Genomic DNA, 17,304 nt, shown 5'->3' on the forward strand with positions numbered 1-17,304 from the left:
TGGATCCGCGGTGCGAGGTGGGGAGTGGAGAGCCACCGCTCGGGCCGCTCGGCGGTGCACCGGCCCGGCACCCTGCGGAAGAGGTACGGCGACTCGTCGTCACCGGGCACTCGGGTCACACGATGAGGCGATCTCCGTGGCGGCTGCTGGCTTCGGCGCCCGGAACGTGATCGAGTTGACCACCCGTCAGTCATGCCGGGAGCGAGCCGAGGGACACGGATGACGAACCGACAGCACCCCAAGCCGCCGGACGCCGTAGTCGTCGGCGCCGGCCTCTCGGGCCTGGCCTGCGCACTCGACCTCAGCGGCGCGGGCCTTCGTGTCGAGCTGCTGGAGGCGTCCGACGGCGTGGGCGGGCGGATGCGCACCGACCGCAGGGACGGATTCCTGCTGGACCGCGGTTTCCAGGTCTTCAACACGTCCTATCCGCAGGTGAAGCGGCGCGTCGACCTGCGTGCGCTGCGCCTGAGGCCGTTCACCCCCGGTGTCGTCGCCCGGACCCCTTCGGGACGGGTGCGGATCACCGACCCCACCCGACGGCCGGGCGACGCGGCGGAGTTGCTGCCGGGGCGCGTCCTGCCGGCCCGTGACCTGGCCGCGCTCGCCGCTCTCACCGCACGTGACGTGCTGCTCCCGGCGAAACGTCTGGGACGGATGACCGACCGCACCGCCGCACAGGCGCTCGTCCGCGCAGGGCTGTCGCCCCGTACGATCGACGAGCTCATGCGGCCCTTCCTGTCCGGAGTGTTCCTGGAGGAGGGGCTGGAGACCTCCGCGCGCTTCTTCCACCTGGTCTGGCGCAGCATGGCCAGGGGCACCCTCTGCCTGCCCGCCCGGGGCATCGGCGCCGTGCCGGCCCAGCTCGCCGCCCGTCTGCCGGACGGCGCCCTGCGGCTCGGTTCGCCCGTCTCCGGGGTGACGGACTCCGGCGTACTGCTGGCCGACGGGCGCGAACAGGCCGCCGCCTCCGTGGTCGTGGCCACGGACTCCGCCACGGCCGCACGTCTGCTGCCAGGACTGACCGTGCCGGGCGGCAGGACGGTGACGACGTACTACCACGCGGCCGAGCGGTCGCCGCTGAGCGAGCCCACCCTGGTGGTCGACGGCGGACTGGCCGTCCTGAACAGCTGCGTGCTCACCGAGGTCGCGCCCGGCTACGCGCCCCCGGGCACCGCGCTGGTGTCGACCTCCGTCCTCGGCGCGGGGCCACCCGGCGGGGAGCCGACGGTCCGCGCGCGGCTGGCCGAGCTCTACGACACGGACACGAGCCTCTGGGACCCCGTCGCCGCCTACACGGTGCAGGGAGCGCTTCCCGCCATGCTGCCGCCCTGGCCCCTGAGCCGTACGACGCGTTTCGCACCCGGGCGGTACGTCTGCGGGGACCACCGGGCCACCGGCTCCGTGCAGGGCGCACTCGCCTCGGGCAGCCGGGCGGCGCGCGAGGTGATGGCCGACCGGGCAGCGGCACGGGTCTCCCGGGCGTGACCGGAGGCGTCCGACGCGCGGGCACGGCGCGGGCGGCGGCACCGGTGGGTCCGTCGGACCCGGACGACGACGGCCGGGTGGACGAGGCCGTCGTCGTCGGTGGTGGGGCGGCGGGGCTCTGCCTGGCCCACCGGCTCACCGGAGCCGGTATCGGCGTGACTCTGGTGGAGGCTCCCGACGGACCGTTGCGCCCGGCCGAGCGCACCTGGTGCTTCTGGGAAGCGGGCACCGGCGAGTTCGAGGAGGCCGTCGTGGCCGACTGGCGGCGGCTACGGGTGCGCGGTCCTGACGGCCACGTCGTCGAGTCGGATCCGGCGCCCCTTCGCTACCGGATGGTGCGCTCGGGCGCCTTCGAGCGGCTGGTCCACTCACGGCTGGAGGCCTCGCCCACGGCCCGCGTCCTGCGGGCCACGGCCCACGAGGTGCGTGACGCTCCGGACGGCGCGCAGGTGCACTGCACGACCCCGGACGGCCGCCCGCTCGCCCTGCGCGGACGGTACGTATTCGACTCCCGGCCGGTGCGTGCCACGCCGCCCCACCGCACCCTGCTGTTGCAGCACTTCCGCGGCTGGTTCGTGCGGACCTCGGCCCCCGTGTTCGATCCGGAGGTGGCTGACCTCATGGACTTCCGGGTGCCCCAGCCGCGTCACGGCCTCGCCTTCGGATACGTCCTGCCACTGGCCCCGGACCGGGCACTGGTGGAGTACACCGAGTTCTCCCGGAGTCCGCTGACGACGTCGGCCTACGAGTCGGCCCTGCGGCACTACACCACAAAGGTGCTTCGACTCGGTCCGCTGACCGTGGAGTCCGCCGAGCAGGGCGTCATCCCGATGACCGACGCGGTGTTCCCTCGCAGGACCGGACCGGCGGTCTTCAGGATCGGGGCGGCCGGGGGCGCCACCCGGCCGGCCACCGGCTACACCTTCGCAGCCGTGCAGCGGCAGAGCCGGGCCATCGCCGCCGCGCTGGACCGGGGCCGCGCAATCGTTCCACCACCGTACGGCCGCAGGGCCATGGCCATGGACGCCGTCCTGCTGCGCGCCCTGGACACCGGGCGGGTGGACGGCCCGCGCTTCTTCACCGACCTCTTCCGCCGCGTCCCGATGGACCGGGTGCTGCGCTTCCTCGACGACGGGAGCACGCCGTGGGAGGAGTTCGGCATCGGCCTGCGCACGCCCGTGGGCCCGATGCTCCGTACGGCGCTCGAACTGCCCTTCCTCTCCCGCCGTACCACCGGCCGATCAGAAGAGAGCCCTCGATGACCCTGTTGCGTGACCATGACCTCGCGCACGCCTTCGATCACGCCTCGCACAGCTACGACCGTCTCACCGCGCTGAATCCGGGCTACCGCTCCGACCTTCTCCGCTCGGCACGCCGCCTCAGGCTGCCGCGCGGCGGGACGGGGTTGCGGGTACTCGACCTCGGCTGCGGAACGGGCGCGTCCACGCGGGCGCTGCTGCGAGCGGCCCCCTACGCCCGCATCACGGCCGTCGACGCCTCCGCGGGCATGCTGGAGCGTGCCCGTGCGAAGCGCTGGCCCGCGAACGTCCGCTTCCTGCACCGGTCCGCCGAAGGACTCACCGGGGACGACGGGACGTTCGACGCGGTCTTCGCCGCGTACCTCTTCCGCAACGTCGCCGAACCCGGGCCGGTCCTCGAATCCGTGCGTGCTCTGCTGCGCCCGGCCGGGCGTCTGCTCGTCCACGAGTACAGCCTCAGCGGCTCACCGGCCCACCGGGCCCTGTGGACCGCTGTCTGCCGCGGTTTCATCGTCCCCGCGGGCACACTGACCGGCAACCGCGAGCTGTACCACCATCTGTGGCGCAGTGTTCTCGCGTTCGACACGGCCCCCGACTTCGCGGACCGTATCGCCCGGGCCGGGTTCCCCTTCGTGCGGACCCTCCCGGTCGCCGGGTGGCAGACCGGCATCGTCCACACCTTCCTCGCCAGGAACGGCGAGCAGCTGACCGTGGCGGGCCGGTCATGAGCGGCCGGGAAGGTCGCCCCGGAGCGGCCCGGCACGGACGCGACCGCCGGGCGGAAGTGGTCCTGCCCGCCCCCGGCCGTGAGCGTCTCACCGGCGACGCGCCTTCCACGGCGGTGATCGGCGGCGGTATCGCCGGGCTCGCGGCGGCGACGGCGCTCGCGGAGCGCGGCGTACGCGTGACCCTCTACGAGCGGGAGGGGGCCCTCGGCGGCCGTCTCGCCGGATGGCCGGTCACCCTCGCCGACGGGTCGGGGGCGACGATGAGCCGGGGATTCCACGCGTTCTTCCGCCAGTACTACAACCTGCGCACTCTGCTGCGGCGCAGCGATCCGGGGCTGGAGGCGCTCACACCGCTGCCGGACTATCCGCTGCGGCACCGCGACGGTATGCGGGACAGCTTCGCCCGGGTGCCGAGGACCCCGCCCTGGAGCGCACTCGGATTCGTCGCGCTCAGCCCCACGTTCGGCTGGCGGGATCTCGCCGCGATGGACCCGCGGGCGGCGCTGCCGCTGCTCGATGTGCGGGTCCCGGAGGTGTACGAGCGGTTCGACGGCATCAGCGCCTCGGACTTCCTGCACCGCGTCGACTTCCCGGAGGCCGCGCACCACCTGGCGTTCGAGGTGTTCTCCCGGAGCTTCTTCGCCGACCCGCGCGAACTGTCCGCCGCCGAGCTGCTGCTGATGTTCCACATCTACTTTCTGGGGTCGTCGGAGGGCCTCCTCTTCGACGTACCGCGTGAGCCGTTCCCGCAGGCGCTCTGGGAGCCGCTCGGCGACCGTCTGCGCCGGCTCGGCTGCGAGGTGCGCACCGGCACCGCGGTCCACCGCGTCCGCCCTTCAGCCGGCGGGGACTTCGCCGTCGAGACCGATGGGGCGTCCGACCGGCACCAGGGCGTGGTGCTGGCGCTGGACACCGCCGGTTTGCGCCATGTCGTGCGAGCCTCACCGCAGTTGGGGGACGCGGCCTGGCGTGCGGACATCGCCGGACTGCGCACCGCGCCACCGTTCCTGGTCACCCGTCTGTGGCTCGACCGCCCCGTGCGCGCGGACCGGGCGGGGTTCCTCGGCACCAGTGGCTACGACGGTCTCGACAACATCAGCGTCCTCGATCGCTGGGAGGGCGAGTCGGCGCGCTGGGCGGCGCGGACGGGCGGCTCCGTGGTCGAACTCCACGCCTACGCGGTCGACGAGGGTGCCGAGCGCAAGGCGGTCCAGCGGCGGATCCTCGGCCGCCTCCACGAGGTGTACCCCGAGACCGCCGACGCCCGGATCGTCGACGCCCGCCACGAGTGGCGCGCGGACTGCCCGGTCTTCTCCGTCGGCGGCTACCGGCGCAGGCCTGCCGTGGGAACACCTCATCCGCGCCTGGTGCTGGCGGGCGACCTCGTCCGCACCGGTCTGCCCGTCGCGCTCATGGAACGCGCGGCGACCTCGGGCTTCCTGGCCGCGAACACGCTTCTCGCGGGCTGGGGCGTCCGGGGCCAGGTGCTCCGGACCGTCCCGCGGGCCGGGCGTTCAAGGCTCCTGCGCGCCCTCGCGGGCCGGGCCTCACGCCTCTGATGCCTCAGCCGGGAAAGCGCCCGGTGCTCCGCAGCGACCAGCGGCGTTCGGCGTACGCCAGGTCGTCGCGCCAGAGCCGGCCCGCCGTCCGCCGCATCAACGGTCGCAGCGCCGGAGCGGCGGCGCGCGCCACGGCGAAGCCACGCCGGTCCGAGGCGGCCACGACGGCCTCGACGACCGCTGTACGGGGGTGCGCGGCTCCCGGTGCGGTGAGGGGGGTGGCATGGGTCTCCACCACCGACCCTGCGCCCTCGCCGTCGGTGATCCGCATGACGACGGTGCGCGGTCCGGGCGCGGTGAAGACGGCGCGCACCGGCACGACCAGCCGGCCCGCGACCCTGAACGAGACGTCGACGGCGAACGCGTCGTCCCCGTCGATCTCGGGGGTGCCGACGACGTCGAGCCCGACGAAGGCGTACGGATGGAACCAGGAGCCGTGCCAGGGGTCGAGCCGGTTGGCGACCACGTCCTCGGGTTCGCAGCGGCCGACCGCCGTGAACACCGCGTCCACCGCGCCCCCCGGCGCCGGCCGGACCGGCACGGCCGGTTCCCCCAGCGGGGGTTCGCCTCCCGCGGCGTCAAGCCGCACCCACACCAGCACCCCGTCGTCGTGCACCGGATACGGCTCCCACCCCGCGAACGGCCCGCCGTCCAGGGCGAGTCCGTGCCAGTGGCACAGGAGCGTCCCGCACGCCACGCGGCTGTCACGCAGCGGAGCACCCAGGTGGGGGCACTCCCCCGGTCCGGCGCGCAGTGTGCCGTCCGCGGTCCGCCACAGGACCACTTCGACGCCGGCGACCGTCCGGCCGTACGGACGGTCCCGTGCGCCGGTCTCCCGCGAGGCGCCGACGACGTACCAGTTGCCCGACGGCCGCGCCGCGGCCCGCCCGAGCGCCTCGGCGATGACGGCCGGCTTCGCCTCGCGCCAGGTCGGAGCCTGCCGCTCCCAGCGGGGGGAGCGCCGCAGCCGCAGCGGCGGCGTCCAGGTGGCCCTTGCGCGCGGTCCGTTCATCGCGGGGCCCCCTCCCTGCCGGGGAGCGGTGCCGGAACCGACGGCCGGGTGCGGGCCCGTGCCCCCAGAATCCCGACGAGTCCCGCCGCCGCCACGGCCGCTCGGCGCCGGCGGGGTACGACGGCTCGCCGGTGCAGCACCGCGTAGCCGTCGTCGGCGACGGCGTCGAGGATCCCCCGGTACAGCGTGAACGCCGTGCGGATGCAGGGCCGTACCCGCGGGTCCAGCATGGCGATGCCGGGCTCCGCCTCCCGGTACACGGCCCGGATCGTGGCCTCGGCCTCGACGAGCGCCGCGCGGATACGGGGATCGTGCCGCCCGGTGCGCCGGCTCCACCGCAACAGGTGGAGATCCACCCCGTGGGCGCCGAGCATGTCCTTCGGGAGGTAGACGCGCCCCCGGTCCAGGTCCTCGCCCACGTCCCGGAGGAAGTTGGTCAGCTGGAAGGCGACGCCGAGGCCCGCCGCGTGCGGGGCCGCCTCCGCGCGGTCCACGACCGTCCCGAGCACGGGCAGCATCTGGAGCCCGATCACGGCCGCCGAACCGTGCATGTAGGCGCGCAGGTCCGCGTACGTCGGGTATTCCGCGACGCTCAGGTCGCTGCGCATGGACGCGAGGAAGTCGGCGAACAGTCCGTGGTCGATGGCGTAGCGCTCGGCGGTGTCCGCGACCGCCATGACGACGGGCTCGCGGCCGTCGCCGGTGCGCAGCCCGTGCGCCAGGTCGTCCTCGAGCAGGCGGAGCCGGCGGTCCCGCTCCTGCGGCGGCTCCCGGCGGTCGAGGTCGTCCACGATGTCGTCCGCCCAGCGGGCGAAGCCGTACAGGGCGTGGACGGCGCAGCGCCGTTCCACCGGCAGCAGCCGGGTCGCCAGGAAGTACGTCCGGCCGTGCCGGGCGTTCAGCCGGCGGCACCGGCTGTACGCGTCGCGGAGGGTGGGCCCGGTGATCCCGGCGGCGTCCAGTTCGCGTCGGCTCATCGGCTCTGCCCTTCGGTGACGGGACGGCGGCGGGTGTCCGCCGTACGGCGGGGGCCCGTGATGCGGGCCGCCGCGAGCTTGCCGCTGACGAGGACGGTCGGTACGCCGACGCCGGGTGTCGTCCCGCACCCGGCGAGTACGACGTTGTCGTAGCCGCGTACGAGGTTGCGGGGCCGGAAGGGGCCGGTCTGCGCGAAGGTGTGCGACACGGAGAACGGGGTGCCGGCCGCATGGCCCTGGGCCGTCCAGTCCACCGGGGTGACCAGCAGTTCCCGTTCCATGGACGCCTCGAAGCCGTCGAGTCCCCGGCGCTCCAGTTCGGCGAGGAGACTGTCGCGGTAGCGCGGTCCCAGCCCGCGCCAGGTTCCGGCCGACGGGCCGGTCGTGGTGTTGGGGCACGGGGCGAGGACGTAGTGCAGGTGCCGGCCCTCCGGTGCGAGTGACGGGTCGTGGGTGGTCGGCCGGGTGATGAGCAGCGACGGGTCGCTCATGAGCTGTCCGGTCCGGGTGAGTTCGTCGAAGGTGCCCTCCCAGGCGGCACCGAACGAGATGGTGTGGTGCGCCAGTTCCGGCCAGGTGCGGTCCGTCCCCGCGTGCAGGATCACGGCCGAGGGCGAGTGGCGCAGCGGCACCGGACGCCGTGGGCTCCGGCCGAGGAGCCGGTGGACGACGGGCAGATCGGGTGTCAGGACGACGGCGTCACAGGGGATCCGCTCGCCCGAGGCCAGGCGCACGGCCCGTACCCTCCCGGCCGAGCGTTCCAGTCCGGTCACTTCGGCGGACCAGTGGAACATGCCGCCCGCGTCGGCGGCCGCGTCGACCATCGCGCGGGGCAGTGCGTGCATCCCGCCCTTCGGGAACCAGACACCCGCGACGGTGTCCATGTAGGCGATGACGGCGTAGGCGGCGAGAGCTCGGGCGGGGGCCACTCCCGCGTACAGCGCCTGGAAGGAGAACACGCGCCTCAGCCGCGGGTCCGACAGGAACCTGCCGATCTGCGGGTCGAGCCGGCCGAATCCGCCCAGGGCTGCGAGCCGTGCCAGGTCGGGGTGCAGGAGCTGGAAGGGGGAGTCGAAGTTGGTGTCGATGAAGCGGCGCATCTGCGCCCGGTAGAGCCGCTCCAGCCAGCCGCGCAGCCGGCGGTATCCGGCGGCCTCCGCGGCCCCGGCGAACCGCCGCACCTCGGCTTCCATGGCGTCGCCGTCCGTGTGGACGTCCACCTGGCTGCCGTCCGCGAAGCGGGCCCGGTAGGCCGGGTGCAGCGGGATGAGCTCGACCCGCCGGTGGAGGCTGTCGCCCACGGCGGCGAAGGCCTCGTCGGCGAGGTGCGGCATGGTCAGGACCGTCGGCCCGGTGTCCACCCGGTAGCCGCCGAGTTCCAGGCGTCCCGCGCGTCCCCCGGGCCCGGCGTCGCGTTCGACGACGGTGACCCGGCGCCCGGAGCCGAGGAGGTGCAGTGCGGCGGCGAGTCCGGACAGGCCGGCCCCGACGACCACCACATGGTCCGTGGGACCGGTCACGGTCCTCATACGTTCTCCCCGTTCCTGGCCGGCACGGTGCCAGCCGCCCTGGCCACCAGCGCCGCGAACTCCTGCCGGGCACGCACGTCGGCGCAGCCGTCGGCGAAGTGCCGCAGACTCGAGGCCGCGAGACCGGCGATCTCCTCCTCCACCATCGCCCGCGCGCCCGTTCGTTCCAGGGCGGCGCGCATCCGGCCGACCGCTTCTCCACCGGATGCAGCACCGTCGGGCCCGAGTGCGTCCAGGGCCTCGCCGTCACCGGACTCGGCGGCCAGACGGAGGGCGACGGCGAGGAGGTAGGTGAGTTTGCGTGCGAGCAGGTCCTCGTCCGCGGGCTTGCCCGTCACCTCCGGGTCCCCGAACGCACCCAGCAGGTCGTCGTGGAGCTGGAAGGCGACGCCCGCGCAGCGTCCGGCGGATCTCAGTGCCTGCATGGTGCGGGGGCCGGCGCCGGCCAGGGACGCCCCCAGGGCCAGCGGCCGTTCCACGGTGTAGAGGGCGCTCTTCAGCGTCGCGATGTTCCAGGCCTGCTCCGGGTCGCAGGAGCCGGTGGCCTGCGCTCGCATGTCCAGGTACTGCCCGGCCACCATCTCGCCGCGCATGGCCCGCCACTCCTGGTGCAGCCGCCCGCCGTACGGGGAGGTGAGCGCGGTCTCGGTGAGGAGGTCGTCGGCCCACACGAGCGCGAGGTCCCCGGCCAGCACGGCGGCGGTGGCCGAATAGGACGCGGCGGAGCCGTTCATACGCCCCGCCCGGTGGAGACGGGCGAAGTCCTCGTGGACGGCGGGCGCACCCCGCCGTACCGGCGACTCGTCCATCACGTCGTCGTGCATGAGCGCGCAGGCCTGCAGCAGTTCCAGGGCCGCCGCGACGCGCAGCGGTGTCGCCGGGTCGCCGGTCCCGCCGGCGGCCAGCCATCCGCACCACACGAAGGCCGTACGCAGCCGCTTGCCGCCGTGCAGGACGAACCCGGCCACCCGGGCGGCCACCTCCTCGGCGAACGCGGCGTCCAGCCTCCGGGCCTCCTGGAGCCTGGTGGTCAGGTGCTCCGTGAGCACGGGGCCGACGGCCTCGGCCGCCTCACGTACCGTGTTCGGGAATCCGCCGGAGCCGGTGCCTCCGGCGGTGCCCGTCGGCGTCGCCCGTGGACCGAACATGGAGCGCCCCTTTCGTCCGGATCCCGCTGTGGCGTCCACCGGCGCTTCCGGCCGCGAGGATCCCGGTTCCGCCTATGCCTGCCCGGCGCACGGCACGGTCGGCCCGGAGTTCACCCGGACGGCGGAGCCGAGGAAAGAGGGAGGGGCGGGGAGGAGGGACGGGAGCGGTGGGCGCGTGACGGTCCGGCGCCGATCGGCTGCTGCGTCCCGGTGATCCCCGAGGGTCCTACGGTGTGCGGCCGCGCGGTTCTGTCTCAGCAGTCGAACACCGACCAGCAGATGTCGTTGCGCAGCCGCTGGTCGTCGAGGACGAGCTCGCGGATCGCGTCAGGGAGCTGATCGCGCTGCCACCGGCACTCGAGTCGTCCCACGGTCTCGCTCCCGCCTTCCGGTGCCGCAGCACGTGCGGCCTTGATCGCGTAGGCGGCCGCGCCCAGTTCGTGCGCGGCGACGTGGGCGACCGCCCCGGCCTGGCCGGCGGCGTACGCGGCATGGCGTGCCGCCCCGCGCAGGTCTCTGGCCGCCCCCATCGCATGACCGCCCGCCGCTCTGGCCTGCGTCATCCTGACCTCGCCGCGTGCCCAGGCCCGGGCGTGCTCGATGGCCTCGCGCGGTCGCGGGTCCCCCGGCCGGGCCGACTCGAAGAGGCCCAGGACGTGCTCCGCACAGGCTGCGGCCCACAGCGCGAGGTGACGGTGATCCGCGTCGATGAGGGTGCCACCACGGCGGATCGTCGTGAACCGGGGGTCGCGGACCTTCGGGAGGATCACGGCGTGCGCCTCCTCGTTCGCGCGTCGGCGCCGCTCGCCGGGGTGTGCCCTGGCCGCCGGTCGGCCGCTTGGCGGAGCGAACGGTCCAGCGTGCCCATCAGCTGGGCGACGCGACTGCCTCCGACCGCCGCGGGCGGGTAGCGGCACAGCACGTCGACGAGCAGCGGTGTCGCACGCTGCCGTGACCGTTCCAGCAGGGCATCCCCGATCGCGGTGTCACCGCCCGCCTCCATCTCACCGACACGCGCCGCACTCGCGCAGGCCCGCAGGATGTGGCCTACCTGGCCGGCCTGGGCGATGGGGTGCAGGTACGCGGCCGATGCGGCGTCACCGGCGGATCGCGCGGCCAGTCGCGCGGCTTCGGACGGCGCGGACCGGGCGGCCCGATGGGCGTCGACGGAAGTGACCCGCTGCAGTCTCGTCCTGTCGGCACCGTTGACGAACGCCCAGGCCGCGTCGATCGCAGCGCGGGGGCGCGGATCATCGGGAACGGTCTGCTCGAAGACCGGCAGGACGTCCTCCGCGTGCCGAACGACGTAACGCGCCACGATGCGCAGCTCGTCCGTCGTCAGGTCGAAGTCTCCGGACGCGGTGTGCGTGCTCTGTGTCATGCCCCTGAATCGTATCCTTGAACGCACGGTGGAGACTTGGCGACGAGTTCTCGCCCCCTCTGCGTCCGAACCCTCGATCGGAGGTCATATGCGGCCCGTGGACCTGGCCCGTCGCCACGGTCTCTCCACACAGGCGGTCCGCAACTACGAGGACGCCGGCATCATCCCGCCCGCCCGGCGCGGCCGGACGGGCTACCGGGACTACACCGCCGCTCATGCCGCCGGCCTCGCGGCCTACCTGGCGCTCGTCCCTGCCTTCGGCTACTCGGCGAGCCGGCACATCATGCGGGCCGTCACCGGCGGCCGGCTGGACGAAGCTCTGGAGCACGTCGACCACGGGCACTCGCTCCTGGCGCGCGACCGCGACACACTGCGGGCCGTCGAAGCCGCGCTCTCGCAACTCGGTTCCCACGCCCCGGGCTCCGCTGTGGCCGGCACTCGAAGGCATTACAGCGTCGGTGAACTCGCCCGCCACCTCGCGCTGGGCCCGGCCACTCTGCGCGCCTGGGAACGCGCCGGAGTCCTCACCCCGCGACGTGACCCGCGCACCGGGCACCGCCAGTACCTCGCGCGGGACGTGCGCGACGCCGAGCTGGCGCACCTGCTGCGGCGGGGAGGCCGGCCCCTGGCCGCCGTCGCCACCGTGCTCGGAGAGCTCCGCGACGCCGGCAGCCTGGACGTGCTGGCCGGGACCCTGGAACCATGGCGGCGCGACCTCACGTCGCGCGGAGTGGCCCAGCTGTACGCCGCCGGTCGGCTCTCCGCCTACCTCCACGCCCTGGACGGACCGGCGGGAAGCGGCTCGGACGCGGAACCCGGAGCCGACCGGCGTCTCCGGTGACGCCGACGGCGGAGACGCAGGTGGGCCTCCCCGTGCCGGTCGACATCAGCCGTCGGCGGTCGCAGGTCAGCCGTCGGACAGCGTGGTGAGGACCATCGCCGTCAGTGCCGCGCGCTCCACCATGCCGGCCACCGAGGTGTTCTCCGAGCGGGCGTGGGCTCCGGAGCCGACCGCGCCGATGCCGTCCAGCACCGGGACTCCCGCCGCCACGACGAAGTTGCCGTCGCTGGCGCCGCCGACCGCCGCCTCGCGCAGGTCGCAGCCGAGCTCCGCCGCACATGACCGGGCCAGCTCCGCCAACTCGGCCACGGCGGGAGTGCGTTCGAAGACGGGACGGTTCCAGCCGCCCGTCACCTCCACCGACGTACGCCCGTCCACCGGTCGTAGCCCGGCCAGCGCCGCGCCGATGCGGTCCTGTTCGGCTGCGGTGGCCACCCGGACGTCGAGCCGGGCGACCGCCAGGCCCGCCGTCACGTTGCTGCGGGTGCCGCCCTCGATCACACCCACGTTGAGCGAGGTGCCGGCTCCGAGGTCACGCAGGTCTGCCAGCCGCACGATCTGGTGGGCGAGTTCGTCGACCGCGCTGGCACCGGCCTGCGGGTCGAGGCCCGCGTGTGCCTCCCGGCCGGTGACGGTGACGGTGAACAGGCCGACCCCCTTACGCGCTGTCTTGACGGCCCCGTCGGCCGCGGCCTCGAAGACCAGGGCGGCGCGGCTGTTCCGGGCCTCGGCGACGATGTCCTCGCTGGAGGTGAGGCTTCCGGTCTCCTCGTCGCCGTTCAGCATGAGGGTGCAGGCCGGACGCGGCAGACCGAGCGCGTCCAGCGCCCGCAGGGCCCACACCGCCTGCACCAGTCCGGCCTTCATGTCGAAGACGCCCGGGCCGGTGATCCGGTCGCCGTCCCGCCGGAACGGCCACCGGTCCAGGGTGCCGGTGGGCCAGACCGTGTCGTAGTGGCCCAGTAGGAGCACCGGCCGGTCCCCGGCGCCCGGGTAGCGGCGGATCAGGATGTCTCCCGTCCGCTCGCGTTCCAGGACCTCTTCCGCCTGCGGGGTGCCCAGGGCGCCGTCGAGCCAGCCGCGCAGCCACGTCAGGCAGGCGGCGAGCGCCTCCCGGTCGTCGCTGGCACTGCCCTGCGACGTGTACGCGGCCAGGTCGTCGACCATCTCCTCCCGGTGCGCGTCCAGCCACTCCCCCAGCGCGGTGGCCCTCTCCCGGTCTGGGCTGCCGGCGTACCCGCCCGTGAGTGGGACGAGGGCCGGAGGGCCTGCCAGGTCGTCGAGGGCGTCCAGCCTCGACTCCGCCATCAGGTCCGGATCGCGCTCCAGTTCCCGCAGGCCGTCGATGACGGAGCGCAGGACCGGGGTGGCCACCCCGTGCCGCTCGGCCTGGGCGAAGACCTCCGCGTAGTGCGTGGTCACCTCGACCGGCCGACGGCGTACCGCCAGGTCGCGCCATATGCCGCTGCGGTCCTTGGACTGGGTGGCGAGCCAGGCGGTGAGGCGCCCGGTGGCGGCGCGGCGTACGGCGGGGTCGGTGCCCCGCCGGAACGCACCGGGCTCGAAGGCGTCGAAGGCCTCCAGCTCCACCCCCAGCGCGTCGGCCACGTCGAAGACCTCGCCGGCCACCGCGTGCATGGCCGACGGATGACGGTCGATCAGCTCGGCCATCGGCGCGTCCGCCAGTGCGGTGGCCGCCAGCATGGCGCCGAAGCCCGCCTTGGCCCAGAGATAGCCCTCGACGTTGTCGCTGGCCACCGCCGGCCCCCAGCTCCGCAGGTCGGCGACGAGTGCGCCGACCCGCTCGGAGACGGCCGCACCCCGGCACTCACCGACCACCAGGGCCCCAGCGCCCCCGTCGAGGATCACCCCGGGCTCGATGACGTCGGCGAAGATGTTGACGAAGGCGGCGACGGTGCGTTCCGGACCGATCCGGTTCTCTATCAGCTCCTCGTTGAAGCCGTTCTGGAACGAGACGACCCAGCCGTCCGGAGCGAGCCTCGGGGCGATCCAGTCGAGAGCGGCCTCCGTGGCCTGTGCCTTGACGGCCAGCAGCACGCGGTGGACGGTGCCGTCGTACGCGTCGGGTGTCGCCGCTTCGACGGGCACGCTCTCCCGCTGCCCGCCACGGGCCACGGTCAGCCCCTGCTCGCGGATCGCCCGCACGTGCGCCGCGTCCGTGTCGATGAGCTGGACCCGGTGACCAGCCCGGGCCAGGCTGAAGGCGAGGGTCCCGCCGATGGCTCCGGCTCCGACCACGGTGTAGCTGTCGCTGCTCATGCGGGGTGTCCCTTCGTGGCCGCCCTCGGCGGTGATGCGGGTACGGCTGTGGAGTGGTGCGGGGCGCCGGCCGGCCTCGAACCCTCCGGTGGCCAGATCCGGGGCAGATGAAGTGCGCCGGTGCTCGATCCCCCGTCGACCCGCAGGATCTCGCCGGTGATCCAGGAGGCGTACGGGCCGGCGATCCAGTGCACGGCGCGGGCGATGTCCTGGGGAGTCCCGGCCCTGCCGAGCGGGTTGGAGCCGATCGCGGCGGCGTACTGCTCGGAGACGGGGTTGCAGGCGCTGTCGACCGGGACGAACCCGGGGCTGACGGCGTTGACCCGGATGCCGTGGGGGCCCAGTTCGAGGGCTGCCGCCCGGGTGGCCATCTCCAGCGCGGCCTTGGAACTGGCGTAGGGGCCGCCACCGGGCCGGGCCCGGAGCGCCGAGCCGGAGGAGATGTTGACCACCGCGCCGGGCAGGCCGTGCTCGACGGCCAGCCGGGAGAAGGCGGCGGTGGCCAGTACGGGAGCCCGCAGGTTGACGGCGAAGAGCCGGTCCCAGTCCGCTGCGGACACGTCGGCCATGTCGAGGGAGGGGTAGACGCCGGCCGCGTTGACCAGGACGTCGACCGGTCCGCGCGCCGCCCAGGCCTGGTGGACGAGGTCGGCCGGGGCCTCCGGACGGGTCAGGTCGACGGTGAGCGCGCCGACGTCGGAGGCGGTAGCGCCGAGCTGTGCGGCGACGGGATCGAGAGCCTCCCGGTCGCGGTCGGCGAGGGTGAGGGCTGCGCCTTCTGCGGCGAACACCTCCGCGATCGCCCGGCCGATTCCCCCGGCCGCACCCGTGACGAGGACGTGGCGCATCAGTGGAACTCCTTGTTCTTGGTCTCCGGCATCGTCACGTAGACGAGGAACGAGATCAGCGACGCCCCGGCGACGTAGAGCCACAACAGGTCGCTGTGACCGCTCTCGTGCATCCAGGTGGTGAGGTAGGGAGCGGTGCCGCCGAAGAGGGCGACGGCCAGCGCGTACGGCAGCGCGATCCCGGTGGCCCGGATCTCCGCGGGGAACTGTTCGGCCATGATGACCGCGCAGTTCGCGGAGTAGCCGAGGATCAGCAGCATCCCGATCAGCTGCACCAGGAAGAGGCTGAGGAAGCTGTCACCCAGCAGATGCAGCAACGGCCAGGCCAGCAGGGCGAATCCGCCCGCGAAGGCGGCCATGGTCGGCTTGCGGCCGAGCCGGTCGGAGAGCAGGCCGACGAAGGGGAGCAGGACGACGAAGACGATCAGGCAGAGCGTCTGGGACAGCAGCGCGCTGCTCAGCGGGATACCGGTGGTGAGATTGGCGTACGTCGGGAGGTAGTTGACCCAGATGTAGTACGTCAGCGTGCCCGCGACGGTGATCCCCGCGACGCGCAGCGCGGCCCCGGGGTGCTCGACGAGCATCGCCTTGAGCGGGTTGGAGCGCGTACGGCCCTCTCCGTGAGCCTGGGTGAAGGACTCGGTGTCCTCAACCGAGACCCGCAGCCACAGGCCGACCAGCCCGAGCAGCCCGCCGACGACGAAGGCCAGGCGCCATCCCCACGCGTGCAGGGCATCGTCGCTGAGGGCGGAGGTGGTGACGGTTCCCAGCAGTGAGGCGATCAGCACCCCGCCCGCGACCGACACCTGCTGCCACGACCCGGCGAAGGCGCGGCGTCCGACGGCGGCGGACTCCACGAGGAACGCCGAGGAGGATCCGAACTCGCCCCCGGCCGAGAATCCCTGGACCAGCCGGGCCACCAGCAGCACCAGCGGGGAGAACACCCCGATGGACTGGTAGCTCGGGGTCAGGGCGATGACGAACGCGGCGCCCGCCATCAGTCCGACCGTCAGGGTCATGCCCTTCTTCCGGCCGTGCCGGTCGGCGTACACACCGAGCACGGCCGCGCCGACGGGCCGCATGACGAAGCCGACGGCGAAGACGGCGAGGGTGGACAGCAGGGCGACCGCGCCGTTGCCGGAGGGGAAGAACTCGTCGGCGATGATCTTGGCGAAGATGGAGTAGAGGGCCCAGTCGACCCATTCCACGGTGTTGCCGATCGTGCCGGCGACGATGGCCTTGCGCTGCTTGCCGCTCAGTTTGTGCTTGGTGTTCGCGGCCGGGGCCGCGGGGGACTCGGTGCTCATGACGTGTGCTCCGGGATCTCGTGGGGAGGAGTCGCGGTGCGGACGGCCTGGGCCAGTTCCGCGTGGGTCGCGTACCAGACGCCTTGGTGCGCGCCGATGTGGTCCAGCAGTTCGCGCAGGACGACCAGCCGTGAGCGGTGGCCGATGACGTGCGGGTGGAGGGTGAGCTGGAAGACGCCGCCCGCGCGGTAGGCGGCGTCGAACTCGTCGGTCCAGATCTCCAGCACGTCGCGGGGGCGGCTGTGGGGGCGGACCGCGCCGTAGCGGTCCATGGTGAAGTACGGGGCGTCGTCGCGGATCCAGTCGACGGGGATCTCGACCAGGCCGGTGGGCCGGCCGGCGGCCAGGATCTCGTAGGGCTCGTCGTCCGCCATGAGCGACGAGTCGTAGTCGAAGCCGAGATCGAGGATGGTCCGCAGGGTCGAGTCCGAGAAGTCCCAGGACGGTGTGCGGATACCGGTCGGGCGCTGTCCCGTGAGATCGGTCAGCGTGTCGAGGGCCCGCGTCACGAGTTCCTTCTCGTCCTCGGCTCCGAGCAGGGTGTTGCGCTCGTGGATCCAGCCGTGGACCGCGATCTCGTGGCCGTCGCGCGTGTAGGCGCGGGCCTCGTCGGGGTGGAGCAGCGCGGAGACGGCCGGCATGAAGAACGTCGCCGGGATCCCGAAGCGGGCGAGCAGGTCCAGGACCCTCGGTGCGCCGACCCGAGCCCCGTACTCCCCCTGGGCGAGCAGCCCGGGGCTGGTCAGGCCGTCGCGCAGGGGGATCGTCTCGTGGTCCGGGTCGAAGGAGAGGGCGACCGCGACCCGGGCGCCGTCAGGCCAGCGCTCCGGCAGCAGCGGGCGTCCTGCTCGGACGGCCTCGACGTGTCGCCGCCATTCGCTTTCGGGCCACCGCCAGCTCTGCGTCACGGGGTCCTGCTCGTTCGTCGGCATGGTGGTCTCCGGTATGGC

General features: G+C 73.7%; 15 protein-coding genes. 5 read left to right on the forward strand and 10 right to left on the reverse strand.

The window, feature by feature from the left end; all coding sequences use genetic code 11:
* The first annotated feature begins 219 nt into the window (after nt 1–219).
* The 4 genes from AB0I83_RS14850 to AB0I83_RS14865 are packed head-to-tail and all read left to right on the forward strand — an operon-like array spanning nt 220 to nt 5,031.
* Entirely contained in the window at nt 220–1,485 is a 1,266-nt protein-coding gene (locus AB0I83_RS14850; RefSeq protein ID WP_363304840.1) for an NAD(P)/FAD-dependent oxidoreductase, read from the forward strand.
* A gap of 44 nt (nt 1,486–1,529) precedes the next feature.
* Nucleotides 1,530–2,747, forward strand: coding sequence for a lycopene cyclase family protein (locus tag AB0I83_RS14855; RefSeq protein WP_363304877.1), 1,218 nt, complete (start codon nt 1,530–1,532; stop codon nt 2,745–2,747).
* Complete coding sequence (locus AB0I83_RS14860) at nt 2,744–3,472, forward strand: class I SAM-dependent methyltransferase (protein ID WP_363304841.1); 729 nt, start codon at nt 2,744–2,746, stop codon at nt 3,470–3,472. The genes AB0I83_RS14855 and AB0I83_RS14860 overlap by 4 nt, the downstream gene beginning before the upstream one ends.
* On the forward strand, nt 3,469–5,031 hold the full coding sequence (locus AB0I83_RS14865) for an FAD-dependent oxidoreductase (protein ID WP_363304842.1): 1,563 nt from the start codon (nt 3,469–3,471) through the stop codon (nt 5,029–5,031). Before AB0I83_RS14860 ends, AB0I83_RS14865 begins: the two co-directional genes overlap by 4 nt.
* Nucleotides 5,032–5,035: 4 nt before the next feature.
* Here AB0I83_RS14865 and AB0I83_RS14870 read toward each other — a convergent pair whose 3' ends face one another.
* From AB0I83_RS14870 to AB0I83_RS14895, 6 genes are all read right to left on the reverse strand, one after another.
* Nucleotides 5,036–6,043, reverse strand: a complete 1,008-nt coding sequence (locus tag AB0I83_RS14870) for a DUF5914 domain-containing protein (protein WP_363304843.1) — start codon at nt 6,041–6,043, stop codon at nt 5,036–5,038.
* On the reverse strand, nt 6,040–7,020 hold the full coding sequence (locus AB0I83_RS14875) for a phytoene/squalene synthase family protein (RefSeq protein ID WP_356839398.1): 981 nt from the start codon (nt 7,018–7,020) through the stop codon (nt 6,040–6,042). Before AB0I83_RS14875 ends, AB0I83_RS14870 begins: the two co-directional genes overlap by 4 nt.
* Nucleotides 7,017–8,549, reverse strand: a complete 1,533-nt coding sequence (locus tag AB0I83_RS14880; RefSeq protein WP_363304844.1) for a phytoene desaturase — start codon at nt 8,547–8,549, stop codon at nt 7,017–7,019. Before AB0I83_RS14880 ends, AB0I83_RS14875 begins: the two co-directional genes overlap by 4 nt.
* Nucleotides 8,546–9,697 (reverse strand): polyprenyl synthetase family protein, encoded by a 1,152-nt coding sequence (locus AB0I83_RS14885; protein WP_363304845.1) that lies wholly within the window; start codon nt 9,695–9,697, stop codon nt 8,546–8,548. The genes AB0I83_RS14880 and AB0I83_RS14885 overlap by 4 nt, the downstream gene beginning before the upstream one ends.
* 254 nt (nt 9,698–9,951) lie before the next feature.
* On the reverse strand, nt 9,952–10,467 hold the full coding sequence (locus AB0I83_RS14890; protein ID WP_356839399.1) for a putative immunity protein: 516 nt from the start codon (nt 10,465–10,467) through the stop codon (nt 9,952–9,954).
* The gene (locus AB0I83_RS14895; protein WP_363304846.1) at nt 10,464–11,078 is read right to left on the reverse strand and encodes a putative immunity protein; all 615 of its coding nucleotides are present in this window, start codon (nt 11,076–11,078) and stop codon (nt 10,464–10,466) included. Before AB0I83_RS14895 ends, AB0I83_RS14890 begins: the two co-directional genes overlap by 4 nt.
* A gap of 88 nt (nt 11,079–11,166) precedes the next feature.
* Between AB0I83_RS14895 and AB0I83_RS14900 the strand changes: the two genes are divergently transcribed.
* On the forward strand, nt 11,167–11,919 hold the full coding sequence (locus AB0I83_RS14900; protein ID WP_363304847.1) for a MerR family transcriptional regulator: 753 nt from the start codon (nt 11,167–11,169) through the stop codon (nt 11,917–11,919).
* 66 nt (nt 11,920–11,985) lie between these two features.
* Here AB0I83_RS14900 and AB0I83_RS14905 read toward each other — a convergent pair whose 3' ends face one another.
* From AB0I83_RS14905 to AB0I83_RS14920, 4 genes are read right to left on the reverse strand one after another with little or no spacing between them, the layout of a single operon-like run.
* Nucleotides 11,986–14,199 carry a 2-dehydropantoate 2-reductase gene (locus tag AB0I83_RS14905; RefSeq protein ID WP_363304848.1) on the reverse strand — a complete coding sequence of 738 codons (2,214 nt, stop codon included), beginning with the start codon at nt 14,197–14,199 and terminating at the stop codon, nt 11,986–11,988.
* A complete protein-coding gene (locus AB0I83_RS14910; RefSeq protein ID WP_363304849.1) occupies nt 14,196–15,047 on the reverse strand; it encodes a glucose 1-dehydrogenase in 852 nt (283 codons plus the stop codon). The genes AB0I83_RS14905 and AB0I83_RS14910 overlap by 4 nt, the downstream gene beginning before the upstream one ends.
* Nucleotides 15,047–16,354 (reverse strand): MFS transporter, encoded by a 1,308-nt coding sequence (locus AB0I83_RS14915; RefSeq protein WP_356529661.1) that lies wholly within the window; start codon nt 16,352–16,354, stop codon nt 15,047–15,049. The genes AB0I83_RS14910 and AB0I83_RS14915 overlap by 1 nt, the downstream gene beginning before the upstream one ends.
* A complete protein-coding gene (locus tag AB0I83_RS14920) occupies nt 16,351–17,286 on the reverse strand; it encodes a polysaccharide deacetylase (RefSeq protein ID WP_356529660.1) in 936 nt (311 codons plus the stop codon). Before AB0I83_RS14920 ends, AB0I83_RS14915 begins: the two co-directional genes overlap by 4 nt.
* Nucleotides 17,287–17,304: the final 18 nt, after the last annotated feature.

This window comes from Streptomyces sp. NPDC049970 (assembly GCF_040660235.1).
Lineage (GTDB): Bacteria > Actinomycetota > Actinomycetes > Streptomycetales > Streptomycetaceae > Streptomyces.